Origin of the sequence: Gilvimarinus sp. 2_MG-2023 (genome assembly GCF_030547685.1) — a bacterium.
GTDB lineage: Bacteria > Pseudomonadota > Gammaproteobacteria > Pseudomonadales > Cellvibrionaceae > Gilvimarinus.
The window spans coordinates 70587-96976 of the sequence record NZ_JAUOQM010000035.1 but is presented as its reverse complement, the minus strand read 5'-3'; the positions used below and the strand labels follow the sequence as shown (position 1 = coordinate 96976).

The following is a 26390-nucleotide window of genomic DNA, read 5'->3' as shown; positions in this document are numbered from 1 at the left end:
TTTTACATTCATAAATCGTACGAGAAGTTGATAAACACAGTGCGGCCGGGCCACGGGTGAGCAACATAAGCGATTTCGTTGGTTACATTGTCGACACCCAGGCTTAGCGTAAACTGCCGGTTTACCGCATAATTGGTTTTTAAGCCGACACGGGTATAGCCGTCTTGTGCGCCATAGACGTTGTCAGCGGTGTCTGTGTTGTCTAAACGACCGAAACTATCGCTGGCGTACTGAAGGCTACCCCCGATATTCCAGCGATCACTCAGATGATAAGTGGCCAGCAGATTGCCACGCCACTCGGGCATACGCGAAAAGGTATTGCCAACAATGCTTGGGTCTGCGTTGTTGGCAATGATTTTGGCGTCCGTATAGGTCAGGTTGATGCGCACATCGAGGTTACTAACGATAAAGTCATTAGCATTTGCGACCAACTCAACTCCACGGGTACGCACCTTATCGACTGGAATAAACGTGCGAATAGAAGAACCACCGGGCAAGATAGTTGACTGTGATTCAATCACATCTTCTATGGTATCTTGATAGATATTCAACCGCAGGTATCCGTTACTGAGTTCGCGCTGCAACATAAAGTTTTGATGCAGACCATTCTCAGGTTGCAAGGTCGGGTTGGCCTCGCTGATGGAGTTGTAAGCCTCGTATTGGCTAAACAACTCCTCAACAATGGCAAACCGGTAGGCTCGGCCTAGCGAGTAGCGCAGTTGCCAATCGGCATTGGGGCGATAACCGAAAGAGAATTTAGGCGAGAACTTATCCATGTCATTGCCGGGCACCGAGACCAAATCGAATTCGGCGGTATTAGGGTTATCGTCGGAGTAGTAACCGTCCTGACTGCTCCAGTCTTCGTAGCGCAGGCCCAGCGCCACATCAAAGGTGTCATTGATTTGCCAGTTAAATTGGGTAAAAAGCGCGGCAATATCGGTTGTACCACCACTGGCACTGGTGAAGCTATCTTTTGCTCCGGCCAAATAGTCTGTGGATGACAACACCTGGTAGTTAAGTTCGTAAGACTCATAGCGCGCACCGCTGACCCAGTCGAGCCCGTCAATGGCAAAGTCGTTAATATTTAAGGTGACGCCGAAGGTATCCCAGCCCGTGTCTTCGTAGTCACTGACCTGCCCGTTCAAATCGTAACTGGGGTGCTCGGGGTTGACCGCTGAACTGCGATTTTCATCGTCCAGAATTTTAAACTGGCTGATGTTTGCCTCAAGGCTCGCCTTTGGGCTGAGTTCGGCGCGCAAACGCAGGCCAAGATTTAAGCTTTCGCGGTCAGCCGCACTCACATTAAAACGCTGAGCCGGTACCGAGTAATTACTTCCATCTTGCTCTATTGTGCCGCCCCACACCGTCTGCCCTTGGGTATCACTCAAATAGCTATGGGCACCGAAGGTTTCCGATTGTCGGTCTTCAAAAGCCACGTTAAATAGCGCAGAGAACGCATCGACGTCGTAGCCCAGCTTAAATTTAATATTGTCGGTTTGGGTGTCAACCACGCCGGAATCGCCAAAATACAAACGCTCGATACCCTGTGAGTCTTGACCGTAAATGCCGCCGGCGACTGGAACAGCGCCACTGGCATCGGCAGCACCAGCATAATAAAAGGACTGTGGCTGAGCTTCATTATTCAAGTGGTTATAGGAAAGATAGACGCTAAAGTCGCCAAACTTATCGCCGTAGGAGGCAAAACCTTTGTAGCCATCAACATTGCCGTCGTGGCCATAATCATCGAAGCTCTGCGAAAAGAAACTGCCATCAATATGCACTTCGCGCTTTTGCGGAATGGCGGTTTCAATTAAAACCACACCGCCCATAGCGTTGCCGCTGTACTCGGCCGAGAATGGGCCGTAAACCACATCAACACGGGCAATTTCGCTGGCGGAGACCATCGTCCAACGCGGAGCACCACTCCAGCGCGATTGCAATAAATAATGCAGCGGTACGCCGTCAGCAAATACCATAGAGCGAGACGTTTGAAACATATTGGCACTGCGAATACCCAAGGTGCCGTTTGAGTCGCCAATAAATCGGCGTCGAATCACTACACTGGGTTCGTGCTTTACCACATCTTCGGTCGTGGCCATATTGATACTGGCAAAGTCTGCTTGCTCAAGTGTACTAACCGGGCCTACTCGCTCGGCCACGCGGGACTCGCCTTGCTCGCCCCACACTTTAACCTCTTCAATGGCCGGTTGCTCTTGCGCGACTACACTTCCCGCAGAACTGCACAAGATACAACCCAATAAAAATGTCCGCTTCATGCTACTTAACTCCCCAAGTTTAGCGGGTCAAAGTAGACTCATAACGTCCATCGCACCAGTGACAAAATGTCGCAGCCCAAAAGGTCTATTCACTAGGATGGAAAAGCGTAGAAAAGCGCCACAGGCATGGTTGAAGTGTGAGCACGCTAACAGAATATTTTTGCTAAAGTAGGCAGAGATTGGATTGGTGGGTAAGGCTGATTGCAACCACCTTACCCTAAAGCAAATTTATGCGCTAAGGCAGGAGATATACAGTTGCTCAACCTTTTCACGAGCCCAGGGCGTTTTACGTAGAAACTTAAGTGATGAATTGATCGAGGGGTCTTTTTTAAAACAATTAATATTAATTCGGTCTGCTAATTCATCCCAACCAAAGCGCTCGACCAACTGAGTCAAGAGCGATTCCAGCGTAATGCCGTGCAGAGGATTATTGGGCTGTTCTTTATTCATTGCCGACTCCATAGAAGTTGCTGGTATTAACCGTTGGCCGACATCTGCGCGGCATAGGCCACCATAAACGCAGACTCTTGAAAGCCCTTAAGGCCGGTTTCGGAGAACGGAATAAGCAATGGATTTTCGGACACCACCTGCTTAACTTGAGCCGGCGTCATTAACTCCACCTCTACATCGTTAATTAATTGTATTGCCGCTTCTAATTTAAAGCTGACTGCACCGCCGGCAAATTTTCCCTTAGTCATTCGCTCACGGATAACGACGCGGGTGATTTGATAATCCTGCATTAGTTTGGCAAAAGAGGCCTGAAACTTCTGTAAATCTTCCCGGTTGTGAACTTTAGGCAAACTCAACTTGCGAGCCCGGCAATCTGGCAGGGTAAACTGGCCGCGGTCCAGCTCTAGTAAACAAATCACAGCATCATTCGCCGTTAACTCAACGCCACATACTTTCATTAAAAAACCTTATCTAATCTAGCTCAAACGGCCGTAAAGTACCGACTCAAACAGGTGTCAGCCAAGCGATAAATAGCTCAGTATGCTATCGCCCAGTGTTTTAAACATTGGGAGTATTTTACCCTTTATTCCGTGTAATAGCTAAATTCAGCTCGATTAATGATGCAAAGGCGGGGCCCAAACACTTGACTAGCACCCGATTGACCGAAGTCGTGGCAGTCATCTATACGGTCTGGAGTACAAAGCAAAACGCCCCCAACCAGGTCCGAGGCGTTTTAGTAACCGGTATTGAAGCTTGCATGGCTATGGGCCTAGCTTACCTACTCCACCGGCGTTAACTACCAAGCGGGATTGTCACCAACCCCGCCTTTTTCTCACTGACAAACTGCACCGGTGACATTAGGTACAACCGCACTGCTGCCACCTTTTTGCACCTGCATACCAAACTCAACCGATTCACCTGGCTGAATTTGGCTGTTCCAACCAAGACTGCTGGCACTGTAAGGTGAGCTACCGGAAACATCAGCATTCCAGCTGTTGCTAAGCACAGAGCCATCGGTAAAGTCCCAGTTGACGTTCCAGCCATTAATAACGCTATTACTTTGGTTAGTAATGCGTATTAAACCGACGTAACCGGTGTTCCACTCGTTGCTGATAATATACTCACACAGTGCACCACTACCAGAACCAGAGTCGCCCACGGTGACTACTGTGGTGGCGGCATCACTATCAGTGCCATCATCGGCTGTTAAGCTCACGGTGTAGCTACCAGCTTCGGCGTAACTTACCGACGCGCTGCTGCCAGAGGCACTCTGCCCGTTGCCGAAGTTCCAAGTGTAACTGAGTGCATCACCATCGGGGTCAGCGCTACAGCTGGCATCAAAGCTCAATGATTGAGCCACGTCCACCTCAGGGTTCAGTGGGCTGAAACAGGCAACCGGCGCACTGTTAGCGGGCTCACTCACTGCATTTAAGGTCACCGCTGAGGCAATCTCGGTTTCGACACCATTTTCATCCAACGCGGTGATGCTCAGCGTAAAGCTGTCTTCGCTACTGGGCGCCGTTATCGTAAATGAATTGCCGCTGGTCACATCGGTCACGACCATGTCGTTAACGCGCACTCGCACTCCCGAGGCATTGGCTTGGGTAAATTGCACTTGAACATCGCTGCCCGGGGTAACCTCGGCGCCATTGGCAGGTGAGGTAATTGCTACATTAGGCACAACTTCCGCTTCAACCGTAATACTAACGGTGGCCAGTTCAGACTCATCACCGGCGTTATCGGTTACGCGGTAGGTAAACGAGTCGGCACCACTGAAGCCGGCATCGGGCGTATAAAGCACGTTGGCACCGGTACCACTGAGTGAACCATGCTGCGGGGCCGAGACGATTTGGTAGCTTTGCACACTACCGTCTTCATCACTGCCCTCAAGGGTGATCGCACGTTCGGTTTCAAACTCAGTCGTAACGTTTAAATCTTGCGCAACTGGCAGACAATTTACGCCGGTATCCGCACCGCAGCCACCGCTTGGCTCTTCGCCCCCTAGCAACTCAGAGCCGCCGTAAATAGGAATTAAACCGGTGGTGTAACCATAATTATCCGATGTACTGGCATAAGCGGAATCATAAGAGGGATCATTGCTGTCATCCCACACACTGACATCGCTATTGGTCGGCAAAGACGCACGAAATTGCACTTCGCGCCGATGGGCAGACTGCCCCCCGGGATAAATTAAGTCGCCGTCGAAGCTTACCTCCGTATAGTAAATATGCTCGGCAGGATCGCCCCAAGGTTGCAGGTCGCTAATAGACTCAGCCTGCGAATACCCCGAAGACATGGTAACGTCATCCGCCGTATAGCCTGCGGCATAGACTTCACTTAAATCATAAAAATAACGGAAGGACAAATCATCACGCCCCTCGGCCGGCGTTGTACTATGGTTCTGCAGCACAGCGCGGATTTCAACATGGCGAGGGCCAGAGCTATTGACCTTGGCACCAATCAAGTACTCGTCATCGCCTCGCTCCTCGGCTGGCGGGAACTGTGACTCGGGTAGTGGCGAACCGCCATAATCGGCAAACATAGCGGCTGCGGCACTGGTAAAGCCGGAATTATAATCAACCGCGACTTCATTCATGATGTAGTCACCGCGATCTTCAACGTAATTGGTGTCGGCATCTGGCCCGGCCACGACAGCACCGTGTAAAATATGACGCTGCTGCTCTGGCACCTGCAGGCTATCGGCCCAGCTACCGTGCGAGCCACGGTGATGAACATTGGTTGGATAATCGTTGCCATAGCCAATTAAAAAACTACGATTAGCGGGATTTTCACCAAGAATATAATCAATTTGCGTTACCCCGAAATCCTGATAGCGAGTTTTAAGCGGATCGGTATCGTCCAAGGCATCCGCGTAGTAGAGCGCCAGATAAGCGATATTCGCCGCGTAACGATTGACACCCCAACCGGAACTATCTACCACCACAACACCGCCGGGGGTACGGTTACCACCACCAATACTCCAGTGATCCAGATAGCGCTGTGCATCGGTGTGATAACGCTCATCACCCAGCAAGTTGGCGAGCATTACATAGACGGCGTAGGCTTTATCATTCCAACCCAAAGACCAGGTATACACCGGCGTGTCGGACTGAGTTTCGTTGCCCATTTTATCGTAATAGAAAAGCGCCCTATCTAGGTAGCTATCATCGCCAGTTGCGCGCCATAGCCACACCGCAGCCCACGCCATCTCATCCCAATACACGCCATAGATGGAGTTATAGAACTGTTTGGCGTCGGTAATACAGTTAGAGTAAGCGTTATCCACACCATCGGTACCGGTGGTATTTTCAGCAAACGCAAATAATTGTTCGGCATGAGTTAATAGCGTATTAGCGTAGCCCGCATCGCTGGGAGCGAACACCATAGAGGAGGACGCCATAGCCGCTGCTGTTTCAGCTGCCAAATCGGGGCCTGGGCAATCTAAATCAATTTTCATGGAAACCCGCGAATCGGGAATTTTATGATGCACAACTTCTGCCGGGCCCCAAAAGGTGTGGTCGTCCGAGCCGATACCGACTTGACCATAAAGCACGTTAGGTTCGGGGTGTGCATTAATAAAATAATCGTTAACAAAACGCAGGTTGTTTAACAAATGCTGTAATTGGCCAGAGTCTTCGTAGGCCTGACGGTAATCGACACCGCCCCAGGCAAGAAGAGTTGTTGTGGCCGCCATAGGGAAACCAAATTTAACGTGATCGCCGGCATCAAACCAACCGCCGCGCAGATCCAGGCCTACATCCGCCCCGTCGTCAGGGGTAGAATCACCGCGCCACGGCACTCGGTTCCACTCAGGTAGTGGGCCTGCTTGCTGCGACTCGTAAAAATATATAGATTTTTGCAAGGCCTCACCGTAGTTTTGTTCTTGCGCGGAAGCTGTCGAAGCCATTAGCACACCAACTGCACAAGCGCTCATTATTGAAGTTATTTTATTTTGCAAAACATCGTCCTCCATGAAGGATATAGTGGTAAAAAAATTTGAAGTTATCCAGCTAACTGCTGAAAGATGACGAGCCGGTAGGCTCGCCAAACACACCCAAGCAAGGGGCTATTACTGACACTGTTCGCCCTCAACAATCACAGTCTCTGACTCACCCGAAGCTTGGAATCCAAAGCTGACCGACTCGCCCGGGTTAATCGTTTGATTGTGACCCGTGGCACTAGCCTGATAAGGGTTTGTACCCGAGACATCGGCCGACCAACTATTACTGATACCCACGTCACCTGTGTACTGCCAATTGACTGACCAGCCGCTAACGGCTTCATCGCTGTTATTGGTTAAGGTAATTTCTGCGGTAAAACCTGTATTCCAGGCATTATTGACGGTGTAATCACAAGCTAGGCTCGCATCACCGGTTGAGCTGGTACTACTCGCACTGGAACTACTATCGGAAGAATTACTCATCGAACTAGAGCTAGCCTCCCCTACAACTCCGTGTGGTGCAGGTTGGGATTGGCAGGTAGATACCGCAACGCAACTAGTATTGTTTTCATACCCCCATCCTTCTTGAGTCTGCTCGCACAGTGGTGTCGGGGTGCCGTACCAATCACAATAACTCCCTGAAGGAATCGACGAAGAGGATGAAGACGACGAAGATGAAGAAGGTTCATCGACCACCACAAAAGCACTGGCGTACTGCGAAGGAGACTGAGCATACACGCGGTTTTCTGTTGCGCTGGCAACCGAAGATACTTCACCATTGCTGTCGATAACGCCAATTTGCACATCTGTATTTAGCGCATTAACTGCATCCGCCAGTTGTTGAGGCCATACATCCGCCGCACCGGTTTGAGCCGATAGAGTTAAACTGTTTTGAGGTAAATAAATATCTTCACCAGTATCAGACACTAAACGCAGTTGAACTTCGGTGCCTGCAGGGTAAGCTTGAGCGACTTCGGTTAAAGCCCCCAGGCTATCCCAGTTTGAAGCGGCTTCGGGTAAGTGGTTAATGATGATGGAAGTGGTACTGTCACTGACATCGTTGCTAACCTCCAAAGTTACAGTCACCGCTTGTTCACTTTGGGTATCGGCTAAATTTAAAACTGTTTGCTCACCTGCGACCTCACTCAAACTATAGGCACTGTTATTCGCCGGCGTTAAACTCCACTGATAATTTAAGTTTTCGCCACTAGAGCCCGCCGCACTAAGAGATACCTGTCCTGCACCCGTTATAGTGGTCACATCGGGGGTTGCCTGTATGTCAGCCTCAACAGCAATCGGGCCTACACCGCCATCAAAAGCAACATCTATACAGCCGTGAAAACGCTCGAAAGTATAGTGATTGCGCCCCCACTCCCCATAAATCACGTGACGACCATCGCGTTCAGGGATATCACAGGTTGTATGGAATAGAGCATTGCCTTTATCAGGAACCACGTTTGGATTCGCCTCTGGATTACTGTCATCGTAATTCAGAACACAAAACGCTTCGTCTTCGAAATCATTCCACGACAGGGCTTGACCAATGGTGTATTCAAAATCGGGTTTAGTAATCCAATACCGAAACTCTTCTGTGTCGTCAAAATGCGGCCCCCATGAGATATCCCAGGTAATGGTTTTCTCGCCAGAGCTTATCGAGTTAGTGGGCCAGTCAATAGGCATATCCCAAGGCGTGGCACTACCACTCCAGGTTTCACTGTCAAAACCACAGACATTTTCGGGAATAGGCTCCACACCTTTTCGCCCCACATCATGGCTTAACACACTCATAAACTGATAGCCGCCATTAAAATCCTCGGCAAAAGCTTGGGCACAAGCACTGCCCGGCTGAGCTTGATCTGGCTTAGTGACAGCACCACAAAGCCAATTGCGCGATGCGGGATCAGACATTAGACCATGAGAGAAAGCTCCAGATGAAACTAAAAATGCAATGCTTCCATAAAGAAGAGTTGAATAACGCATAACAGACTCCGACCTTGGTTAGAATTATAGGAATAAAATTGTCTTATTCTTATATGTGCTTAATAAACCTTGAAACAGTTAAGTTTCAGCCGCGGCAAAACGACGCACATCTACAGAGCCACATTGAGGTTCTCAAGGAGGGAAAAATCAAATCATTAAAATAACAATTGAGACATCATTCTCAATAAATTCAAATTTTGTCTCATTAATCATTATTTATTTTTTTACAATAATTTATTAAATTATCAAAGCTAAAAACCATAATAATTTAATTGAATATATAACGTATTTATTTAAGATTTTGATGTGAATTACATCCGAAATGTTAACGATACAGTCGACATACAAAGAATAGACTAACGCACACATAAAATTAATATATTTAAATAAACAACCAATAAAACTTTCACAGGAATTATAAATTTCACTTCAAGAACAAATGTTAACGATAAAATTATCCTTAAAAATTACAAATAAAATATGACAAAAAAATCAAACAAATAAATAAATAAATCTATTAAAAATTGAAATAGTTTATTTTCAACACACAGATTAATACGACACCCACCCATCAAAAATCTTCGCCCCCTCCTTCTTAACAACACCAAAAATCCAATGACAAACACAATTAAAGCCGTCCAGAAAAACCATAAATATCTTTATTGTAGAAAAATGAAATCCATAAGGTAAAGAGAGAAAATAAAGCGCCAACGACTAACAAAATACCACCAACGCTTAGCAGACAGTGACATGACTAAGCAATTATGACATTTCTGCAATAATCGATACCCGCCCTATAAGTATGATAAAGCCCCTACAACGTATGGAGCTAAGGTGCGATTTCTTCAATTAGCATGACGAAATATAAAAACTCGCCCCCTGACCTAATTTAGCCCGGCGGCCACTCTACTAAGTAGATTTACTTGACGTATTAACACTAAAATAATCATATATGACTGTTAATTTATCTTCTTGAAAGGCATAATTAATGATTTAGATGTGAACGATATCATGATCAACCAATTGCAAGAGAAATATCAATTGTCACTAATGTGGTTACTGAGTGCAGTTGCCATATTAGGAGTTTTTCCATTTGCGGTAATGCGGTATTTAGAAAGAAATTTTACTGCAGCAATCATTGATATAGTGTTAGTTATTGGTTTATTGGTCTTGGTAGCCTACGCCCACCAGTCGAAAAACATCCGTTTAGTCAGTGCGATACTGGCCGTTTTTATTAATGCTGGAGTGGTGGCTATAGTCATTGCCAACGGTATGGATAGCTTTCTTTGGGTTTATCCTGTATTCGCCAGCACCTTTATTCTGGTAAAACCGATTGAGGCCTTCGGCATTAATTTGGCTGCCGGGATATGCCTACTGACCCTGTCCGATATTTTCTCGACTATCTCACTTTCCTCCTACGTTGTCACAATCTTAATGCTATCGCTAAGCACCTTTGTCTATACCAGTCACAGCGAGAAACAATTTAAACTACTAGAAACCCTAAATACTGTAGACGCCCTCACAGGTGCGTTAAATCGACGAGCCTTGAGCTCAGATATTAAATCGGTAATATCCACCTCTCAGCGCGATAACACCCGGCCATTACTAGCACTACTAGATCTGGATCACTTTAAGTCAGTCAATGATCAATACGGTCACGCAGCTGGCGATCAAGTTCTACAACACTTTGTTGCCTTAATTAAATCTAATATACGCCAACACGACCAGCTTTACCGATTTGGTGGGGAAGAATTCGTACTGCTAATTCATCAGATACACGATCAACATCATACATTTATCAATAATTTAAGATCGGCTATCAACAAAGATTTAAAAACACCTGACGGAAAAGAAATAACCGTTTCGATTGGCGTGGCACTATGGACACCAGTCACCACCGAAGATGCCTGGCTAAAACGCGCGGATAAAGCGCTCTATCTGGCCAAAGCGCAAGGCCGCGATCGCGCCATATTCAGTGAGTCGCACGAGCAACACCACACAGCCGACCCAGCCTCTTTACTATAAGCCACTACAAAAAGGACTTAACCGGCCTCACCCGAAAAAAGCCCTTGAACAAAACAAACAGAACAGATGCCTATAGGCTCCCCTACAAAAAGTCGATAGCAGCGCTCACAATAAGTGCGCCAGGCGCGCCGCCACATACTCAAGAGCTGATACCGTAGCGACTTAATCGATTAAGCTCAAATGCTCACTTGATCGCCCTCACTCAATCACCAATGTCGACGCGGATAATACGGTTGGTCGCACTCTGGTGGATAAGCATATCGCCCTCGCGAGTGGGGCGCATGTGGCGTACAATACCAGCGTAAATATCGGCCGTAGGGATTGGCCAGCTTTGAAAAGTCTCGCTCGCGGGGTCAAAGCGCACCAAAGGATCGGGACGCATGCCAGACTCGTTATACCACACCACACCATCCAGCACTGCTAACGCATAGGGGTGAGACTTGGGCCCGCTGGGCGAGGGCCACTCTGTAATCCCTTCACTGGCAGGGTTATAGCGCCCCAGCCGCCCGCGGCCTGAGTTGACGTACCAAATCATACCATCCTCGGCTATATCAAGACGACGAACCCTAGTGTCCTCGTGGGGCAGTTTAATTTCTGTTAGCGCCATTGTCTTTGGGTCAACCTTGACCAAACAGTTACTGCCATTACAGGCTACCCAGGGTGCGCCCGAGGCATCGATTTTTATACCGTATGGCCGCGAGTTGGGCGTCGGCATAGTCGCCAGCCGGATATCACCCGTTGCGGGGTTTAGGTGGCCAACCATATTTGAGTGCTGCAGAGTAAACCAGAGTTGGCCCTTGGCATCGAACACACCCGTATGAGGGTCCCGTGCATCTGGGTCCGGCATAGGGTAAGTTTTCATATCGCCACTGTCGGGGTCGAGCAAAACCACTGTGGCATTTTTATTGCCCATCACCCAAACACCGCCATCACTGTCGATAGTCACCGAATGCGGCTTGGTGCCAGCAGGAAGGTCGTACTCGTGCATCTGACCGGTGGCGGGATCAATTTTACCGACAATATCGCCCCACTGACCGACCCACCAAATCGTGCCATTCGGTGCCTGTACCGGATCGCGCGAGCGCTGGCCAAGGGTCGGCACCACCCACTCGTGAAAACTAATTTCGGTATCGCCCTCAACAAGCGTCGGGGCCCGCTGCTCATTGGGCGGAAAATGCTTGGCGAGGTAATCCGCAATAGCGCCCCGGCGCTCGGGGTCGGCCGACAAATCAATCATCGTGCCAGTCAACCTAAGCCAGCCATCGCGGGTATAACCCAAACTGTGAGTGATTTTATCGGCACCGTGGCAACCAGAACACATCGCCTCAACCAAATCGCGCCCTTCACCGTCAGGCAAACTGGCTGCAAGAACCGATGCCGAACCGGCTGCAAGAAAACACACAAGCCCGGCTATGCGGACATTGAAAAAATTCATCACAAATCACCTCTAATTATAGTCAGTAGATTTTTACCCAGCTTGGCACTCATTAGCTGCCAGCTCCACCTCCAGCTCAACATTAGGATTTTTCTAAAAACACCAATAATTCCTGAAACATCTATTTGATAGCGAGCCCGAAGAAGCTTGAGTTTATCGGCACGAATTAGAAAATAACATTACTCGATGAATTGTGGTTAATAAACACCGTATAACTGAAAGAGCTTCTGGCCTGAAATCCTATTCATCACCTTTCACGTTAACAATCCTTGTAAATTAAATTAGACATCGACAATTAGGGCCCAATTATAGTTTTTATCACTCGGACGACAGAATCCACATTGGCATCAGGGTATAATCTGGTTTCGTTATTGGTGACACTCCTTTTCACCTTCTTCCACCTAAAAATTCTGGCGACGAAGCAATAATCGTCGCCCCTATGCATCTATAGCATTGCTTACCTTTGGTTTATTTCGTTATTTTTACATACATAAAATAAACCACGGCCATAAATAAACATACACCCGAAGGAAGCAACAGCGAAAGAAATTTATATTTATTATAAAAAAACGCTCCTAATGTCCCGCCTAATATAAACCCAATTATTATGATTAAAAAAAGCTTTACCTTACGCCCATCAAGCCTCTTACCTCTGCAAAACTCTCCAAACATAATACCTAAATCTGTAAAAATTCCTGTTACATGTGTTGTTCGAATAACGGCACCGCTATAGGTCGTTGCCAATGCATTTTGAAGGCCACATGCAGCCGAAGCAAAAAAATGCCCATAAAAAGAACCGCTCGATAATAACCACAACGTGACTAATAATAATAATGCTTCTAAAAATAAGACCGTATCGTAGTGTCGACCAAGCTTAAGTGTTGACCCATGCAATAAAAAACCTGCCATCGATGAGCCAAACAAAAATGACAACAACACCCCTAACAAATGAATAATACTTTGTAAATTCGAACTTAAAAAACTCGCCCCAAAGATTGTGGCCGTGCCAGACAAATGAGAAACGGATTGATGTTCAAAACTCAGCAGTCCGACGGCATTTACAAAGCCGGCCACCAATGTCAGAACAAAGGCTCCAACCTCAATCCACTTTGGTAATTTCGATATCAATATTCAGACCCCATTTTACAGACAACGCTCAGGAATCGAGCATATAAAAGCTAAAGGATAAAATCTTGACGCGACCCCACTTATATCACGTTCCACTTCTCGCTATAGACCGCAGCCATTAACTCAACCACAGTGCTTATTCACTGGGGTATCAGGTGTTGGTGGCATCCATAAAATGGACCGGATAGTGCCACAAAATGAGAGCCATTTTTGTAATATCAGCCTATTTTATTTTTTTATTATCACTACTTAGTGTAGACGGCTTTAATGGAGAACTCGCCCTCATCGGCCTCGACCCAGTCACTCTGGTTTCTATAATAAATCGTCACTCGATCGTCATCTCGCTTCGCAGCGATCATGGCATAATCAGCCTTATCAGACGACGAATAGATAACAAACCCGGCATTTTCGAGAGCCTCGGTATAAAAATCAATAACATCATTGCGTGATGCTTTGGTTCCAAATCGGGCTATCGACTCCTCTCTATCACCACCCGCCGTATCGTATGCATCGCTAATCGCCAGCCTGGCATCGGACACAACGGGAAGTCCAAGCGGCGGGGTAAACTCGTCAGCAACCGCCATACCTGCACTCACAAACAACACTGTAACGAGGGTAAATATCTGTAAGATGCTTTTCACATCACTCTCCCGAGTTTATATGTGGAACCTATAATTGCTCATATCTTAGCAGTAACTTATCAAGAGAGACATAGACATCACTTATGGTTGAATTGCGCGCCAACGGTACCCATCCACCACCCCAAAACAAAAAAACCCCGCACTGAAAAAACAGCACGGGGCTTTCTTAGCAGGCACACGCTAAAAGCGTGCACCCAAAAAATCTAAAGCGGCTTACGCTTTAAATTCAGCACGGCCTTTATAAGGCGCAGTACCATTCAACTCAGCTTCAATACGCAGCAGACGGTTGTACTTAGACACGCGGTCTGAACGACACAGTGAACCGGTTTTGATTTGACCGGCAGAGGTCGCTACGGCCAAATCGGCAATGGTGGTGTCTTCGGTTTCGCCAGAGCGGTGCGAGATAACGGCGGTGTAGCCGGCGTCTTGCGCCATCTTGATGGCATCCAGAGTTTCAGACAGAGAGCCGATTTGGTTGAATTTAATCAAAATCGAGTTAGCGATTTTCTTGTCGATGCCTTCTTGCAAAATTTTGGTGTTGGTTACGAACAAGTCGTCGCCCACCAACTGGATTTTGTCGCCCAGGATTTTGGTTTGGTAAGCCCAACCGTCCCAGTCGCTTTCGTCCAGGCCATCTTCGATAGAGATGATGGGGTATTTGTTGGTCAGCTCGGCCAGGTAGTCACTGAAGCCTTCGGCGTTGAAGGTTTTGCCTTCGCCCGACAGGTTGTACTCGCCATCTTTGTAGAATTCAGAGGCGGCGCAATCCAGAGCCAGGGTCACGTCTTCACCCAGCTTGTAACCGGCATTGGCAACGGCGGTGCCGATAACAGCCAGCGCTTCTTCGTTGGATGGCAGGTTAGGGGCAAAACCACCTTCGTCACCCACTGCGGTGTTCAGGCCTTTTTCGTTCAGCACTTTTTTCAGCGCGTGGAAAATTTCGGCACCTACTTGCAGGGCTTCGGCAAAGGTTTTAGCGCCTACGGGCTGAACCATAAACTCTTGAATATCGACGTTATTGTCGGCGTGCTCGCCACCATTAACAATGTTCATCATAGGTACGGGCATGGTGTATTTGCCAGAGGTGCCGTTAATGTCGGCAATGTGCGCGTACAAAGGTACGTTTTTGGCGATGGCAGCGGCTTTGGCGGCGGCCAGTGACACGGCCAAAATGGCGTTGGCGCCCAATTTGGATTTGTTCTCGGTGCCGTCGGCTTCGAGCATGGCATTATCCAGCGCGCGCTGATCGGTCGCATCCATACCCACCAAAATTGGCTTGATGGTGTCGTTAATATTGGCAACGGCTTTTAATACGCCTTTACCCAGGTAGCGAGACTTGTCGCCATCGCGCAGTTCGAGTGCTTCGCGTGAACCGGTAGAGGCACCGGAAGGCGCACAGGCAGAACCTACCGCACCAGATTCCAGAATCACTTCAGCGCTAACGGTGGGGTTACCGCGGCTGTCCAATACTTCAAAGGCTTTAATATCAGCAATTTTGCTCATTGAGATAAATGCTCCAATTGTCGTTTCAAATATACAGTGTGTAAAAAATTTTGTTAATCGATGACCAGTTCGGGCAAGCCCTTAACTGTGTCATCAATTGCTTTCATTTGTGTTAAAAACGGTTCTAGCTTATCCAGCGGCAAGGCGCTGGGGCCATCGCACTTGGCGTTGTCCGGGTCGGGGTGAGCTTCCAGAAACAAGCCGGCCAAACCCACCGCCATTCCGGCGCGGCCCAGTTCAGCCACCTGGTGACGGCGGCCACCGGAGGCTGCGCCCATAGGGTCGCGACACTGCAGTGAGTGGGTCACATCAAAAATCACCGGTGCACCACCACTCACGTCTTTCATGGTGGAGAAGCCGAGCATATCCACCACGAGATTGTCGTAGCCAAAGTTGCTGCCGCGATCACACAGAATGATGTTGTCGTTACCGCATTCGCGAAATTTCTCGCAGATGTTTTTCATTTGACCGGGGCTTAAAAACTGCGGCTTTTTAATATTGATCACGCTACCGGTGTCCGCCATGGCTTTCACCAGGTCGGTTTGGCGCGCTAAAAAGGCGGGCAGCTGAATGATATCGGCCACTTCAGCGACCGGAGCGCATTGATAGATTTCGTGCACATCGGTAATCACCGGCACCTTAAACGTGCTTTTTATTTCCTGAAATATCTTTAACCCCTCTTCCATGCCCGGACCGCGAAAGGAGTGAATCGAGGAGCGGTTGGCTTTGTCGAAGGAGGCTTTAAAGATATAGGGAATCGCGAGTTTTTCAGTGATTTCGGCGTAAGCTTCGGCGGTGCGCATGGCTAAATCGCGCGACTCCAGCACATTCATGCCGCCAAACAAAACGAAGGGCGCGTTATTGGCGATGTTAATCTCGCCGACTTTTACGTTTTTTACGCTCACAAATTTAATCCTTAGTGATAAGTTCTGCCCAGAGGGAAGAACGCGCCCGGCGCACCGGGCACAGACAACTTACTTACTGGCTTTGATGGCGGCGTCGACAAAGCTGGTAAACAGCGGGTGGCCATCGCGCGGGGTGGAGGTGAACTCCGGGTGGAACTGACAGGCCACAAACCAGGGGTGGTCAGCAATTTCGACCACTTCCACGAGGGTGTCGTCAGACGACCAGCCGCCGATTTTCAAACCGGCTTGTTGCAGTTGATCCACGTAGTTGTTGTTGACCTCGTAGCGGTGACGGTGGCGCTCGACAATCACATCTTGCGAGTAGATGTCGCGGGTGCGCGAGTCTTTCACCAAACGGCATTCCTGAGCGCCCAAACGCATGGTGCCGCCCAAGTCGGATTTTTCATCGCGGGTTTCTACGTCGCCCTCGGCGGTGACCCACTCGGTAATTAGGCCAATCACCGGATCTTTACAGTGGCGATCGAACTCGGTGCTGTTGGCCCCTTTAAGACCCAGCACGTTGCGAGCAAACTCAATCACCACCGACTGCATACCCAAACAAATACCCAGGTAAGGCACTTTGTTTTCGCGAGCGTAGCGCACCGCTTCCAGCTTGCCTTCAACACCGCGGTTGCCAAAACCACCGGGCACCAAAATGGCGTCGGCGTTTTGCAGAATTTGCACGCCTTCTTGTTCGATGCGCTCGGCGTCGATGTAATCCACATTTACTTTAGTGCGGGTATGAATACCGGCGTGAATCAGTGCTTCATTGAGCGACTTATAAGCGTCAAGCAGATCCATATACTTGCCAACCATGGCGACGGTCACTTCTTGCTCGGGGTTGAGCTTGCCATCAACCACAGCATCCCACTCGGATAAATCCGCAGCGCCGCATTCCAAGTTAAGGTAATCCACCACAATTTGATCCAAACCAAACTCGTGCAGCAGGCGTGGAATCGCGTAAATGGTGTTGGCATCAGGCACAGGCACCACAGCCTTTTCCGGCACGTTGGTAAAGAGGGCAATTTTGCGGCGCGAGTCATCGTCAATTGAGACTTCAGAGCGACACAGCAAAACTTCGGGCTGCAAACCAATGGAGCGCAGCTCTTTCACTGAGTGCTGGGTTGGCTTGGTTTTGGTTTCACCAGCGGTGGCAATATAGGGCACCAGTGTTAAGTGCACCAACATGGCGTGTTGTGGCCCCAACTCGACCTTGAGCTGACGCACAGCCTCGAGGAAAGGTTGAGATTCGATATCACCTACAGTGCCACCAATTTCAACCAGTGCCACATCGACATCGCGTCCGCCTTCGAGAATTCGGCGTTTAATTTCGTCGGTAATGTGGGGAATCACCTGTACGGTGCCGCCCAAATAATCGCCGCGGCGCTCTTTGCGCAGCACGGTTTCGTAAACACGACCGGTAGTAAAGTTGTTGCGGCGAGTCATCCGGTTGCGAATAAAGCGCTCGTAATGACCCAGGTCGAGGTCGGTTTCGGCCCCGTCTTGGGTGACGAACACCTCACCGTGCTGGAACGGGCTCATGGTGCCCGGATCCACATTAATGTAGGGGTCGAGTTTCATGATGGTGACCGCTACGCCACGGGATTCCAAAATGGCGGCCAAAGAGGCCGAGGCAATGCCTTTACCCAGCGAGGAAACCACACCACCGGTAACGAAAATATATCGCGTCATGTATAGCCTTGTAGAGCTTAAGCGTTAGAGAAATCGTAGGGAGAGTGGCGGGCAATACCGGCACACTCGCAGCACACCTTTTGCCTTAGTTGCCCAAATTTAAGGGCTTTTCAGAGGCTGAGGGAAGGTGCTTATAGAGCCTTTACTTCAGGCCCATAGATGGGGCGCCAGAATACCAGAAAGCGAACTCGGGCTCAATCAAAAAGAGAGGTTTCAAACAGCGTCGAGTGTCACACAGGGGAATTCCCACTTTAAATTAGCCGCGGGTTCATCGGCGGCCGCGGCAAAGGCCTCACAGACCCACAAGTCCCCCACGGCCGCCAGCTCATTATCAATATAAATTAAGGGCACCCGAGCCCGCAGCCAAATGGGTAAAGGTTGCTCTTGCAGCAGCTTTTTCAGCCCCTGCGAGTGCCCTCGGCCTGCCGGGCGACAGCGCTCCCCCCCGCGACGCCAATCAACCACAATGTTACGCCCCATGTGCTTGCGCGCCAGTGCCCTGCCCCACAACGCCCTTGACGTATCGGCCTGGGCGTCAACCCACTGCAGATAATCGCCGCCTGGCAACAGTAATACCTGCTCTGGTTGCTGCCAGGCAATAGTCGGCTCTGGAGCCGCAACCTGTGCCGATGGCTGCCACTGCAATGGCGCGCTTAAAGCATATAAACGCTGCTGAAAACACCCCAAGAGCAGGTTTTTATTGCCCACTTGCGCGTGGCCATTTTGGCCACAGAGCAATTGCGATTGGATATCGGCCAGCAGTTGCGCACCAACGGTTTCGCCCAATCGACTGCGCAACCAATGGCGCAGCAAGTTTCGCCGGCGCGATTCGCTAAGGCCGAGCAGTGGCTCTAGCGCCACCGATACGCCCATTGGCTCTTGCCGCTCAGCCAGAGTGCTCAGGTCGAGCTGAGCCAACTCCTGCAAAAGCAGGTCGGCCTCTTGGCAGTGCTGGGCAGCCAGCGCTAGGTTTTGATCGGCCAATGGCCAGCGCTTGCGCAATGCGGGCAGTATCGTGCGGCGCAAATAGTTGCGATCAAAAGTGGTGTCGGTATTGGATTCATCCTCCACCCAGCTTAACTTGTGGCGCTCGGCATAGGCCTGCAGTGCGGCCCGATCTACCCCCAGCAGAGGTCGCTTGATGTGGCCGGCTGCGAAGGGGCGCGACCATCGCATAGCCCCAAGCCCTGTCACACCGGCGCCGCGCAACAACCGAAATAACACAGTTTCCGCCTGATCTTGACGGTGGTGGGCCAACAGCAAGCCGTCGCCTGGATCCATTAACTTGGCAAACACGGCCAGCCGCGCATTGCGGGCGCGCTCTTCAATGGCCCCCGAACCCGTTAATTGGACTTTTTCCACCACCCAATGAACGCCTAAGCTTTGGCACTGCGCTTGGCAGTGTGCTTGCCAAGTATCGGCGTTGGCCGACAAACCGTGGTTGACGTGTACTGCCATCACGGCTTGTCCTCCGACCTGCGATTGCAAAGCGTGCAGCAGCACCGTGGAGTCTAACCCTCCACTAAAGCCCACTAACCAACGCCGTGATGGCTGGGAGTGAAGCACTTGTTGCAACCGCTGCTGAATCTCATCTGTCATAACCGCATTAAACCTCAGCGGCATTTATTGGGGCAAGCATTGCGACTAAAACAATGGCGCTATGCTTGCGTAGCGGCCGGACAATGGGTAGTGTTTCAACCCATTAGTAACACAACACTGGGGAATTATGAGCACTGACCGCAACCGGCATACACAGCCCTTTGGCACTTGGCCCTCGCCTATTTCAGCCAGCACACTCACCAGCAACGCACTGCGTTTGTCTGATCCGCAGGTTTGCGAACAAACCGTGTACTGGATTGAAACGCGAGCCGATGAGGGCGGGCGCAGCGTGCTGATGCAACAACGCTTAGGTGGCGAAGTGCGCGAGCTTTTGGATGCCAGCGCCAGTGTACGGTCACGTGCACACGAGTATGGCGGGGCGGCTTATTTGGCCACTCCAGAGGCGGTATTTGCGGTTTTCGATCAAGACGAACGGGTGTATAAAATTGCGCTGCGACAGGGACATTCACTCACCCCTGTGGCTCTCACCGATACCGGGCCATATCGTTATACCGATTTTAGTTACGACCCAAGCCGCCAGCGCTTAATCGCAGTACGCGAAGACCACAGTGGTCAAGGCGAGGAACGTGCCGACATTGTTGCCATTGACACCACCGGTGAACACGCGCCCACCGTTCTGATAACCGGCGAGGACTTTTACAGCAACCCACGCCTTAGCCCGGATGGGCGCACTCTGGCGTGGCTATCCTGGACGCACCCCAATATGCCCTGGGATAGCACTCAACTGCACTTGGCCGATGTAGCAGATAATGGCGAATTAAATAATGCACGGATTATTGCCGGCAATATCGCCAACAACAAAGCAGACAGCATTACCGACCAGCACAAAGCCTCTATTTTTCAGCCCAGCTGGAGCCCAGAGGGCGAACTGTTTTACGTTAGCGACACCAATGGCTGGTGGAACCTGCACCACTTTGACGGGGAACATAGCCGCAACATTGTCGCGATGGAGGCCGAGTTCGCCACCCCACAATGGGTGTTTGGCATGTCGACATACAGTTTTATCGATAACGATAAAATCATCTGCTGCTTTAGCCAAAATGGCTTGTGGTCACTGGGATTGATCACTCGTAACAAGACCAACCGAGGCTTTAAATTCAGCGCTCTGGCAACACCACTTACGGACATCAGTGCACTAGCCGCCAACTCTGATCACGTTGTATTTCTCGGCGCCAGCACCGAGCGCACAAGCAGCCTTTACCACTTGCTAAGCCAGTCCATCGGCCACAAAGCGGCGCCCCCATTGCAAATGCTGCGCCGCTCACAGGCAGACTTAGTGGATGCCGAATATTTTAGTGCCGCCCAGGCCATTGAATTCCCCACCAGTGATGGCGAAACCTGCCATGGGTTTTACTACCCGCCGGTTAATCCCGAATACTGCGGAGCGGATAATCAAAAGCCGCCGCTGTTGGTTATTTGTCACGGCGGACCCACGGGCGCCACCAGCGCCGCGCTTAACTACAAGGTTCAGTTTTGGACTTCGCGCGGCTTTGCCGTGTTAGATGTTAATTACCGTGGCAGTACCGGCTACGGCCGCCCCTATCGCGACCGATTAAAACAAAACTGGGGTGTTACTGACGTGATTGACGTTGCCAGTGGTGCACAGCATTTGGTGGATCAAGGCTTGGCCGACAAACACAAGTTGATTATTCGCGGCTCCAGCGCCGGAGGTTATACCGTACTGGCAGCGCTCACGTTTACCGACACCTTTGCCGCGGGTGCCAGCCTCTATGGCATTGGCGATTTATCGGCTCTGGCGGATGACACCCACAAGTTTGAGTCGCGCTATTTAGACTCGCTCATTGGCCCCTACCCCGAACAACAATCGGTGTACCAACAGCGCTCACCATTGCATCATATCGATCAGCTTACTTGCCCGGTGATTTTTTTACAGGGCTTAAAAGATAAAATTGTACCGCCCGCGCAAGCCGAAAAAATGGTGCAGGCGTTACAAGAAAAAGGCATTGCTACCGAATATGTGACTTTTGCCGATGAAGGCCACGGCTTTCGCAGCGCCGACGCTATTGAAGAGGCCTTTGGCCGAGAACTCAATTTTTACATCAAGCATTTACAACTGACAGAGGCGGGTTAATCGTGGGTAGATGGCGAGCCCCGCGCCCCAAAGGCTCCACCTATATTACGCCCGAAGGGGCCGAAGTATTGCGCGCCGAGGTCCGTCAGCTGTGGAAGGTTGAGCGCCCTAAGGTCACCGATGTGGTACACGAGGCGGCTAAAAACGGTGACCGCTCCGAAAACGGCGATTATATTTACGGCAAAAAAAGACTGCGAGAAATCGACTCGCGCGTGCGCTTTTTAACCAAGCGGTTAGAAGCGCTCACGATCGTTGAGCGCATTCCAGACGATACAACTCGAGTGTACTTTGGCGCCTGGGTTACACTGGAAAGCGAAGATGGCAACACGGTTTGTTACCGCATCGTCGGGCCCGATGAGTTTAATGTGCAAGACGGTAAGATTAGTATGGACTCTCCGCTCGCGCGCGCCATGCTCAAAAAGCAAGTGGACGACGAAGTTGTAATACGCAACGAACAGGGCGAGCAGGTTTATTATATTGAAAAGATCGAATATCAAAAGCCGGGGCGCTAACCGTCATCGCGCTTAACGCTGCACCGTAACGCCAACACCAAAAGCCCCAGCGCCCTTAAGCGCGGGGGCTTAACCAGGCTTAATTACAGATCATCGCTTGAATATCTGCAATGGCCGGCGTGTCGGTCGTATTGGTGGTAATACGAACTTTTGCTCCGTTTAAGGTGACATACATAGAGCCACCCGAACTAAACTGAGGAGTCGTTAGACGCGATATTTCGCCACCCACCATCTCAAACACCAGCTCTGTACCGGCCACATCAATCGCAAAGTTACCATCCGCTTTTGCGGTTAGCGTTTGCCCCGTGATCTCCGCATTTGCCTCAGCACCTGTCGCTTCACGATAACAGTTATTGCCATTATCGACACTATCGCCCAAGTAGTTATAGGCGGTGAACAGGCCGTCCGCAGCAATATAATAGTACTGCTCGTCATCACCATTACTCACATCGTACAGCCCTACAACTGCACTGTAGTCATCTGAACTTGAGCCAGAGGAGGATACTGGTTGCGAGCTTGAAGAATTGGTTGTGTTGTCGGAAGAAGACCCGCTGCCGCATGCAGCCAGGGCTGATACCGCGCAACAACCTAAGAGAAAAGTACGAATTTGAAACATAACCACTCCATCAATCATCCATAATAATAAAATAGAAATGCCGAGCACGAACAAGCCGCCGCTGATGACTCGCCAGCAGCGAAAATTAGCTTAAAGAGGGGTTTTACCATGTGGAGAAAACATCCCTATCGTGACAGCAATTCCTTCGCACATTGTACGCAAGACTCACTCAACGTTCAATCCATACCGACAGAAAGCACTCGTTTTTATACAAAGAGAATAAACGACAACACTGAGCTTTGGACACTCAAAAAATCACTGAATCCTAATCGACAACACCTGCTATAATCGGAAAAACCTCCTGAGCCGTAGTCAGCAAATGTCCATCCCCCTTGTTACCCACCCGGCCTATTCTTTTCCCTTTCCCGGACGGCATCGATTCCCTATGGAAAAGTTTGCCTTGCTGAACACCTATTTAGCAGAGCGTGGAATACTGACCCCAAACAATACATTTCGGCCCGGCCAAGCAAGTGCGAAGATTTTACACAGTGCTCACTGCCCCGATTATGTGCGCCGCTTTTGCCACAACGAACAATCGCCACAAGAAGTTCGCCGTATGGGTTTACCCTGGAGCGAAGCCCTTCGCAAGCGCACGCTTATATCACCTAACGGAACTTTATTAACAGCGCATTTAGCACTGAGCAACGGCATTGCCTGCCACCTTGCCGGCGGAACACATCATGCCCATTACAACTTTGCCTCTGGGTTTTGTATATTGAATGATTTGGCTATAACCGCACAAACGCTACTGGCGCAAAATAAAGCGCGGAAGGTGTTAATTTTCGATTGCGACGTACACCAAGGTGACGGCACGGCTGCCATACTTGCCAGCGAGCCTCAAGCATTCACTTGCTCCATTCACTGCGAAAAAAACTTCCCTGCATGCAAAGCGATCAGTGATTTGGATATTGCACTCGCCAAGGGCACCAATGACACCGAATATTTAGAGGTTCTTACTCAGACTCTCACGGCGTTAATTAAAACCGAACAGCCGGATTTAATTTTATACGATGCCGGGGTTGATATTTACACACAAGATCCTTTAGGTTTGCTGAACATCAGTGAGAAAGGAATTGGCGAGCGCGATTACCGCGTGCTGGAAATATGTAAAAGTTATGCCATACCTGTTGCTACGGTTATCGGTGGCGGCTATGACGATGACCGCAAGGCACTGGCAAAAAGGCACGCTTTGGTTGTTGAGCAGGCTCACCGCTTATGGTGCAATAAAAACTATTAAACACGCATCAACCTCTAAAAACCAGGCCTTTTTCGCGGTAATCCTGTACAAAAATACCATAAGCACCATCGGCTAAAGTATCGCGAATAAGGTGCTGATCATCCAATTTACCTGACTCGACCTGTTCTAAATCTATAATTTTTTCTCGCGGCAGAGCCTCGCCACCTTGGCTTAGCAAAATCACTTTTGGCAGGTGGCGGTAGCGTTTATTGGCCTCTAGCACGATACCGATATAACCATTTTTTAACTCAACGATACTACCCGGTGGATACAGTCCAACACTTTTAATAAAAGCCAAGGCTAAACGCTCATCGAAATGAGTGGCGCGATCTTGATAGATGTTTTTTAAGGCTTGAGTAGTAGTAATGGCCGGAGCGTAACAACGCTCGGCCGTCATAGCATCGTAGGCATCAACAATTGAGATAATTCGGGAAAACTCTGAAATGCCGGCCGAGGTTAGTTTACGCGGATAACCATTGCCATCCATGCGCTCGTGATGACTGTAGGCTACATCCACCGCAGCATTGGCAACGCCAGGTGAAGCCAGTAAAAGATTGCGACCATGAATCACATGCGCCTTCATTTGCTTCCATTCTTTTGGACTCAGCTTGCCGGGCTTATTAAGCACCTCATCGGGAATGCGCATTTTACCTACATCGTGTAACAAGCCACACAGCCCCAGAGTTTCCAGCTCGGCCTCACTCAGCCCTAGGTGGCGACCAAAAGCGATGGCGAGGATACACACATTAAGGCAATGCTCGGCGGTGTAATTGTCCTGATTGCGAATCTTAGTCATCCACAACAAAGCATCGGGGTTGCGTAAGATACTATCGACACAGGATTTTACGGTGGCCTTAGCCTGTTCGTTGTTGATAGTGCCGCCGAGACGAATATCATCCACCAGCGATTTGGTCAGACGTCGAGCCTCGCGGAAAACACCCGTTGCCTGGCGATGCTCATCCTCGGCAGAGATCTTTTTAATGTAAGTGGTTTTGGCTCTGGCCGAGCCTAATTCACCGCGCTCTTCAGGGGGCACCCATGTAGGCTCAACCGCATCCACCCAAACATGTTGGCAATACTCGGCAACAGTTTCAATATCGCCTTGTGATTCCAACAAAAAACCCTGCATTAAAAAGGGGGTATCTAACCAATCGCGGTCTAATTTAGACACATACATGCCCACTCTCAGCTCGGACACTGAGATTTTAATACTGCGCTTACTTTTATCGTAAAAGCCGGGCTTTATTTGTCGAAAGTCTGTCACTCAGACTCCTTTATTCTGCGAGTATCCCCAGTACACTATAGCTAATTCACACGACAGGCGCGCCCACAGCTTTCTATTAGAAAAGCTCACCCGATAGCCAACCACAATAGGCGAGCGTCAACCGAGACAGCCCTGTATTTAGAGCCTCTGTGGCTATTTACCTTAAGAAAATGGCGGTCGACAACCGAGGCTTACTGACATCAAGTCGAGACGACAATACTTCTGTCGCAAACTACAAACCTTGAGATTTAGCTTGCTCCCACAGCCTATCCATTTCTGGCAAAGTCATGCTTGCCAGGGACTCAGAGGCGTTTGCTTCTATATAGCGAAAACGGCGCTCAAATTTTTGATTGGCCCGGCGCAATGTGCCTTCTGGGTCTTGCTTTAAGGTACGACTGATATTCACCACGGCAAACAAAAGGTCGCCAATTTCTTCTTCCACCGCCTGCATATTGCCAGCAGCCAATGCTTGTTCTACTTCTTGCAGCTCTTCTCGCACTTTGGCAATAGGGCCCTGTACATCCTCCCAGTCAAATCCGGTACGAGCGGCGCGTTTTTGTAATTTGGCCGCCCGGGTTAAAGCCGGTAGATTGAGTGGAACATCGTCCAGCGTGCCACGCACGCCTTTGGCTTCACGCTCTTCTTGTTTAATGTCTTCCCAGCGCTGCTTAATCTCGGCTTCCTCTGCCGGTCGGTCACCGTAGCGCTCACGCAAACTCTCATCGGGAAACACATGGGGATGACGGCGTACCAGCTTGGCCACCAGAGTATCGACGACCTGATGGAAATCAAAGCGGTGCTCCTCTGCCCCCAGCTGACTGTAAAAAATCACCTGAAACAGTAAATCACCTAACTCTTCTTTTAAGTGATCCAGATCTCCACGCTCAATAGCGTCGGCCACCTCGTAGGCCTCTTCAATGGTCGAGGGCACGATGGTTTGGTAGCTTTGCTTTACATCCCAAGGGCAACCGTCGACAGGGTCGCGCAGGCGCTGCATTAAGTAGATGAGGTCGTTTAGGGTGTAGGTTGTGGATGACATAGGGATTCCTATTTAACTGGACGCTGGACGCTGGA

The 26390-nt window shown here is 49.7% G+C and carries 19 protein-coding genes; 4 read left to right on the top strand and 15 right to left on the bottom strand.

What is annotated here, in order from left to right:
- Positions 1-8 precede the first annotated feature (8 nt).
- From Q4526_RS07935 to Q4526_RS07915, 5 genes are all read right to left on the bottom strand, one after another.
- Positions 9-2276, bottom strand: coding sequence for a TonB-dependent receptor (locus Q4526_RS07935; RefSeq protein ID WP_215976498.1), 2268 nt, complete (start codon positions 2274-2276; stop codon positions 9-11).
- Positions 2277-2504: 228 nt separating this feature from the next.
- Positions 2505-2726, bottom strand: a complete 222-nt coding sequence (locus Q4526_RS07930; protein WP_215976497.1) for a VF530 family DNA-binding protein — start codon at positions 2724-2726, stop codon at positions 2505-2507.
- A 26-nt stretch (positions 2727-2752) separates the two neighbouring features.
- Positions 2753-3184: a DUF3010 family protein gene (locus Q4526_RS07925; protein WP_215976496.1), complete on the bottom strand. Its 432-nt coding sequence runs from the start codon at positions 3182-3184 to the stop codon at positions 2753-2755.
- Positions 3185-3558: 374 nt separating this feature from the next.
- Entirely contained in the window at positions 3559-6633 is a 3075-nt protein-coding gene (locus Q4526_RS07920; RefSeq protein ID WP_303609585.1) for a glycoside hydrolase family 9 protein, read from the bottom strand.
- Positions 6634-6795: 162 nt separating this feature from the next.
- Positions 6796-8646 carry a lytic polysaccharide monooxygenase gene (locus Q4526_RS07915; RefSeq protein WP_215976494.1) on the bottom strand — a complete coding sequence of 617 codons (1851 nt, stop codon included), beginning with the start codon at positions 8644-8646 and terminating at the stop codon, positions 6796-6798.
- A gap of 999 nt (positions 8647-9645) precedes the next feature.
- On the opposite strand from Q4526_RS07915, the gene Q4526_RS07910 reads away from it, so the two are divergent.
- Positions 9646-10671, top strand: coding sequence for a GGDEF domain-containing protein (locus tag Q4526_RS07910; protein WP_215976493.1), 1026 nt, complete (start codon positions 9646-9648; stop codon positions 10669-10671).
- Positions 10672-10873: 202 nt separating this feature from the next.
- Here Q4526_RS07910 and Q4526_RS07905 read toward each other — a convergent pair whose 3' ends face one another.
- The 7 genes from Q4526_RS07905 to tilS all read right to left on the bottom strand — a co-directional run bounded on the left by Q4526_RS07905 (position 10874) and on the right by tilS (position 19574).
- Positions 10874-12106 (bottom strand): SMP-30/gluconolactonase/LRE family protein, encoded by a 1233-nt coding sequence (locus Q4526_RS07905; RefSeq protein WP_215976492.1) that lies wholly within the window; start codon positions 12104-12106, stop codon positions 10874-10876.
- A gap of 468 nt (positions 12107-12574) precedes the next feature.
- On the bottom strand, positions 12575-13234 hold the full coding sequence (locus Q4526_RS07900; protein WP_215976491.1) for a YoaK family protein: 660 nt from the start codon (positions 13232-13234) through the stop codon (positions 12575-12577).
- 245 nt (positions 13235-13479) lie between these two features.
- On the bottom strand, positions 13480-13875 hold the full coding sequence (locus tag Q4526_RS07895) for a hypothetical protein (RefSeq protein ID WP_215976490.1): 396 nt from the start codon (positions 13873-13875) through the stop codon (positions 13480-13482).
- Positions 13876-14088: 213 nt separating this feature from the next.
- Positions 14089-15378, bottom strand: a complete 1290-nt coding sequence (eno, locus tag Q4526_RS07890; protein ID WP_215976489.1) for a phosphopyruvate hydratase — start codon at positions 15376-15378, stop codon at positions 14089-14091.
- 53 nt (positions 15379-15431) lie between these two features.
- Positions 15432-16283: a 3-deoxy-8-phosphooctulonate synthase gene (kdsA, locus tag Q4526_RS07885; protein ID WP_215976488.1), complete on the bottom strand. Its 852-nt coding sequence runs from the start codon at positions 16281-16283 to the stop codon at positions 15432-15434.
- A gap of 69 nt (positions 16284-16352) precedes the next feature.
- On the bottom strand, positions 16353-17975 hold the full coding sequence (locus Q4526_RS07880) for a CTP synthase (protein WP_215976487.1): 1623 nt from the start codon (positions 17973-17975) through the stop codon (positions 16353-16355).
- A 213-nt stretch (positions 17976-18188) separates the two neighbouring features.
- Positions 18189-19574, bottom strand: coding sequence for a tRNA lysidine(34) synthetase TilS (tilS, locus tag Q4526_RS07875; RefSeq protein ID WP_215976486.1), 1386 nt, complete (start codon positions 19572-19574; stop codon positions 18189-18191).
- Between the two features lie 127 nt (positions 19575-19701).
- Between tilS and Q4526_RS07870 the strand changes: the two genes are divergently transcribed.
- Both Q4526_RS07870 and greB read left to right on the top strand, forming a co-directional pair.
- Positions 19702-21687 (top strand): S9 family peptidase, encoded by a 1986-nt coding sequence (locus Q4526_RS07870; protein WP_215976485.1) that lies wholly within the window; start codon positions 19702-19704, stop codon positions 21685-21687.
- A 2-nt stretch (positions 21688-21689) separates the two neighbouring features.
- Entirely contained in the window at positions 21690-22199 is a 510-nt protein-coding gene (gene greB, locus Q4526_RS07865; protein WP_215976484.1) for a transcription elongation factor GreB, read from the top strand.
- Positions 22200-22278: 79 nt separating this feature from the next.
- On the opposite strand, the gene Q4526_RS07860 is transcribed toward greB, so the two are convergent.
- On the bottom strand, positions 22279-22815 hold the full coding sequence (locus tag Q4526_RS07860; protein ID WP_215976483.1) for a hypothetical protein: 537 nt from the start codon (positions 22813-22815) through the stop codon (positions 22279-22281).
- A 385-nt stretch (positions 22816-23200) separates the two neighbouring features.
- Between Q4526_RS07860 and Q4526_RS07855 the strand changes: the two genes are divergently transcribed.
- Entirely contained in the window at positions 23201-24052 is an 852-nt protein-coding gene (locus Q4526_RS07855) for a histone deacetylase (protein ID WP_303609584.1), read from the top strand.
- 7 nt (positions 24053-24059) lie between these two features.
- Here the strand turns inward: Q4526_RS07855 and Q4526_RS07850 are convergent, their stop codons facing one another.
- Positions 24060-25316, bottom strand: coding sequence for an HD-GYP domain-containing protein (locus tag Q4526_RS07850; protein WP_303609583.1), 1257 nt, complete (start codon positions 25314-25316; stop codon positions 24060-24062).
- Positions 25317-25548: 232 nt separating this feature from the next.
- On the bottom strand, positions 25549-26355 hold the full coding sequence (gene mazG, locus Q4526_RS07845) for a nucleoside triphosphate pyrophosphohydrolase (RefSeq protein WP_215976481.1): 807 nt from the start codon (positions 26353-26355) through the stop codon (positions 25549-25551).
- Positions 26356-26390 lie beyond the last annotated feature (35 nt).

Excerpts from the sequence above, each read along its gene's own strand:
- eno (WP_215976489.1), bottom strand. The coding sequence starts at position 15,378 with ATGAGCAAAATTGCTGATATTAAAGCCTTTGAAGTATTGGACAGCCGC.
- Q4526_RS07920 (WP_303609585.1), bottom strand. The coding sequence starts at position 6,633 with ATGGCTTCGACAGCTTCCGCGCAAGAACAAAACTACGGTGAGGCCTTG.
- Q4526_RS07915 (WP_215976494.1), bottom strand. The coding sequence starts at position 8,646 with ATGCGTTATTCAACTCTTCTTTATGGAAGCATTGCATTTTTAGTTTCA.
- Q4526_RS07855 (WP_303609584.1), top strand. The coding sequence starts at position 23,201 with ATGGAAAAGTTTGCCTTGCTGAACACCTATTTAGCAGAGCGTGGAATA.
- Q4526_RS07905 (WP_215976492.1), bottom strand. The coding sequence starts at position 12,106 with ATGAATTTTTTCAATGTCCGCATAGCCGGGCTTGTGTGTTTTCTTGCA.
- Q4526_RS07870 (WP_215976485.1), top strand. The coding sequence starts at position 19,702 with ATGAGCACTGACCGCAACCGGCATACACAGCCCTTTGGCACTTGGCCC.
- Q4526_RS07925 (WP_215976496.1), bottom strand. The coding sequence starts at position 3,184 with ATGAAAGTATGTGGCGTTGAGTTAACGGCGAATGATGCTGTGATTTGT.
- mazG (WP_215976481.1), bottom strand. The coding sequence starts at position 26,355 with ATGTCATCCACAACCTACACCCTAAACGACCTCATCTACTTAATGCAG.
- Q4526_RS07930 (WP_215976497.1), bottom strand. The coding sequence starts at position 2,726 with ATGAATAAAGAACAGCCCAATAATCCTCTGCACGGCATTACGCTGGAA.
- Q4526_RS07935 (WP_215976498.1), bottom strand. The coding sequence starts at position 2,276 with ATGAAGCGGACATTTTTATTGGGTTGTATCTTGTGCAGTTCTGCGGGA.
- tilS (WP_215976486.1), bottom strand. The coding sequence starts at position 19,574 with ATGACAGATGAGATTCAGCAGCGGTTGCAACAAGTGCTTCACTCCCAG.
- Q4526_RS07880 (WP_215976487.1), bottom strand. The coding sequence starts at position 17,975 with ATGACGCGATATATTTTCGTTACCGGTGGTGTGGTTTCCTCGCTGGGT.
- Q4526_RS07860 (WP_215976483.1), bottom strand. The coding sequence starts at position 22,815 with ATGTTTCAAATTCGTACTTTTCTCTTAGGTTGTTGCGCGGTATCAGCC.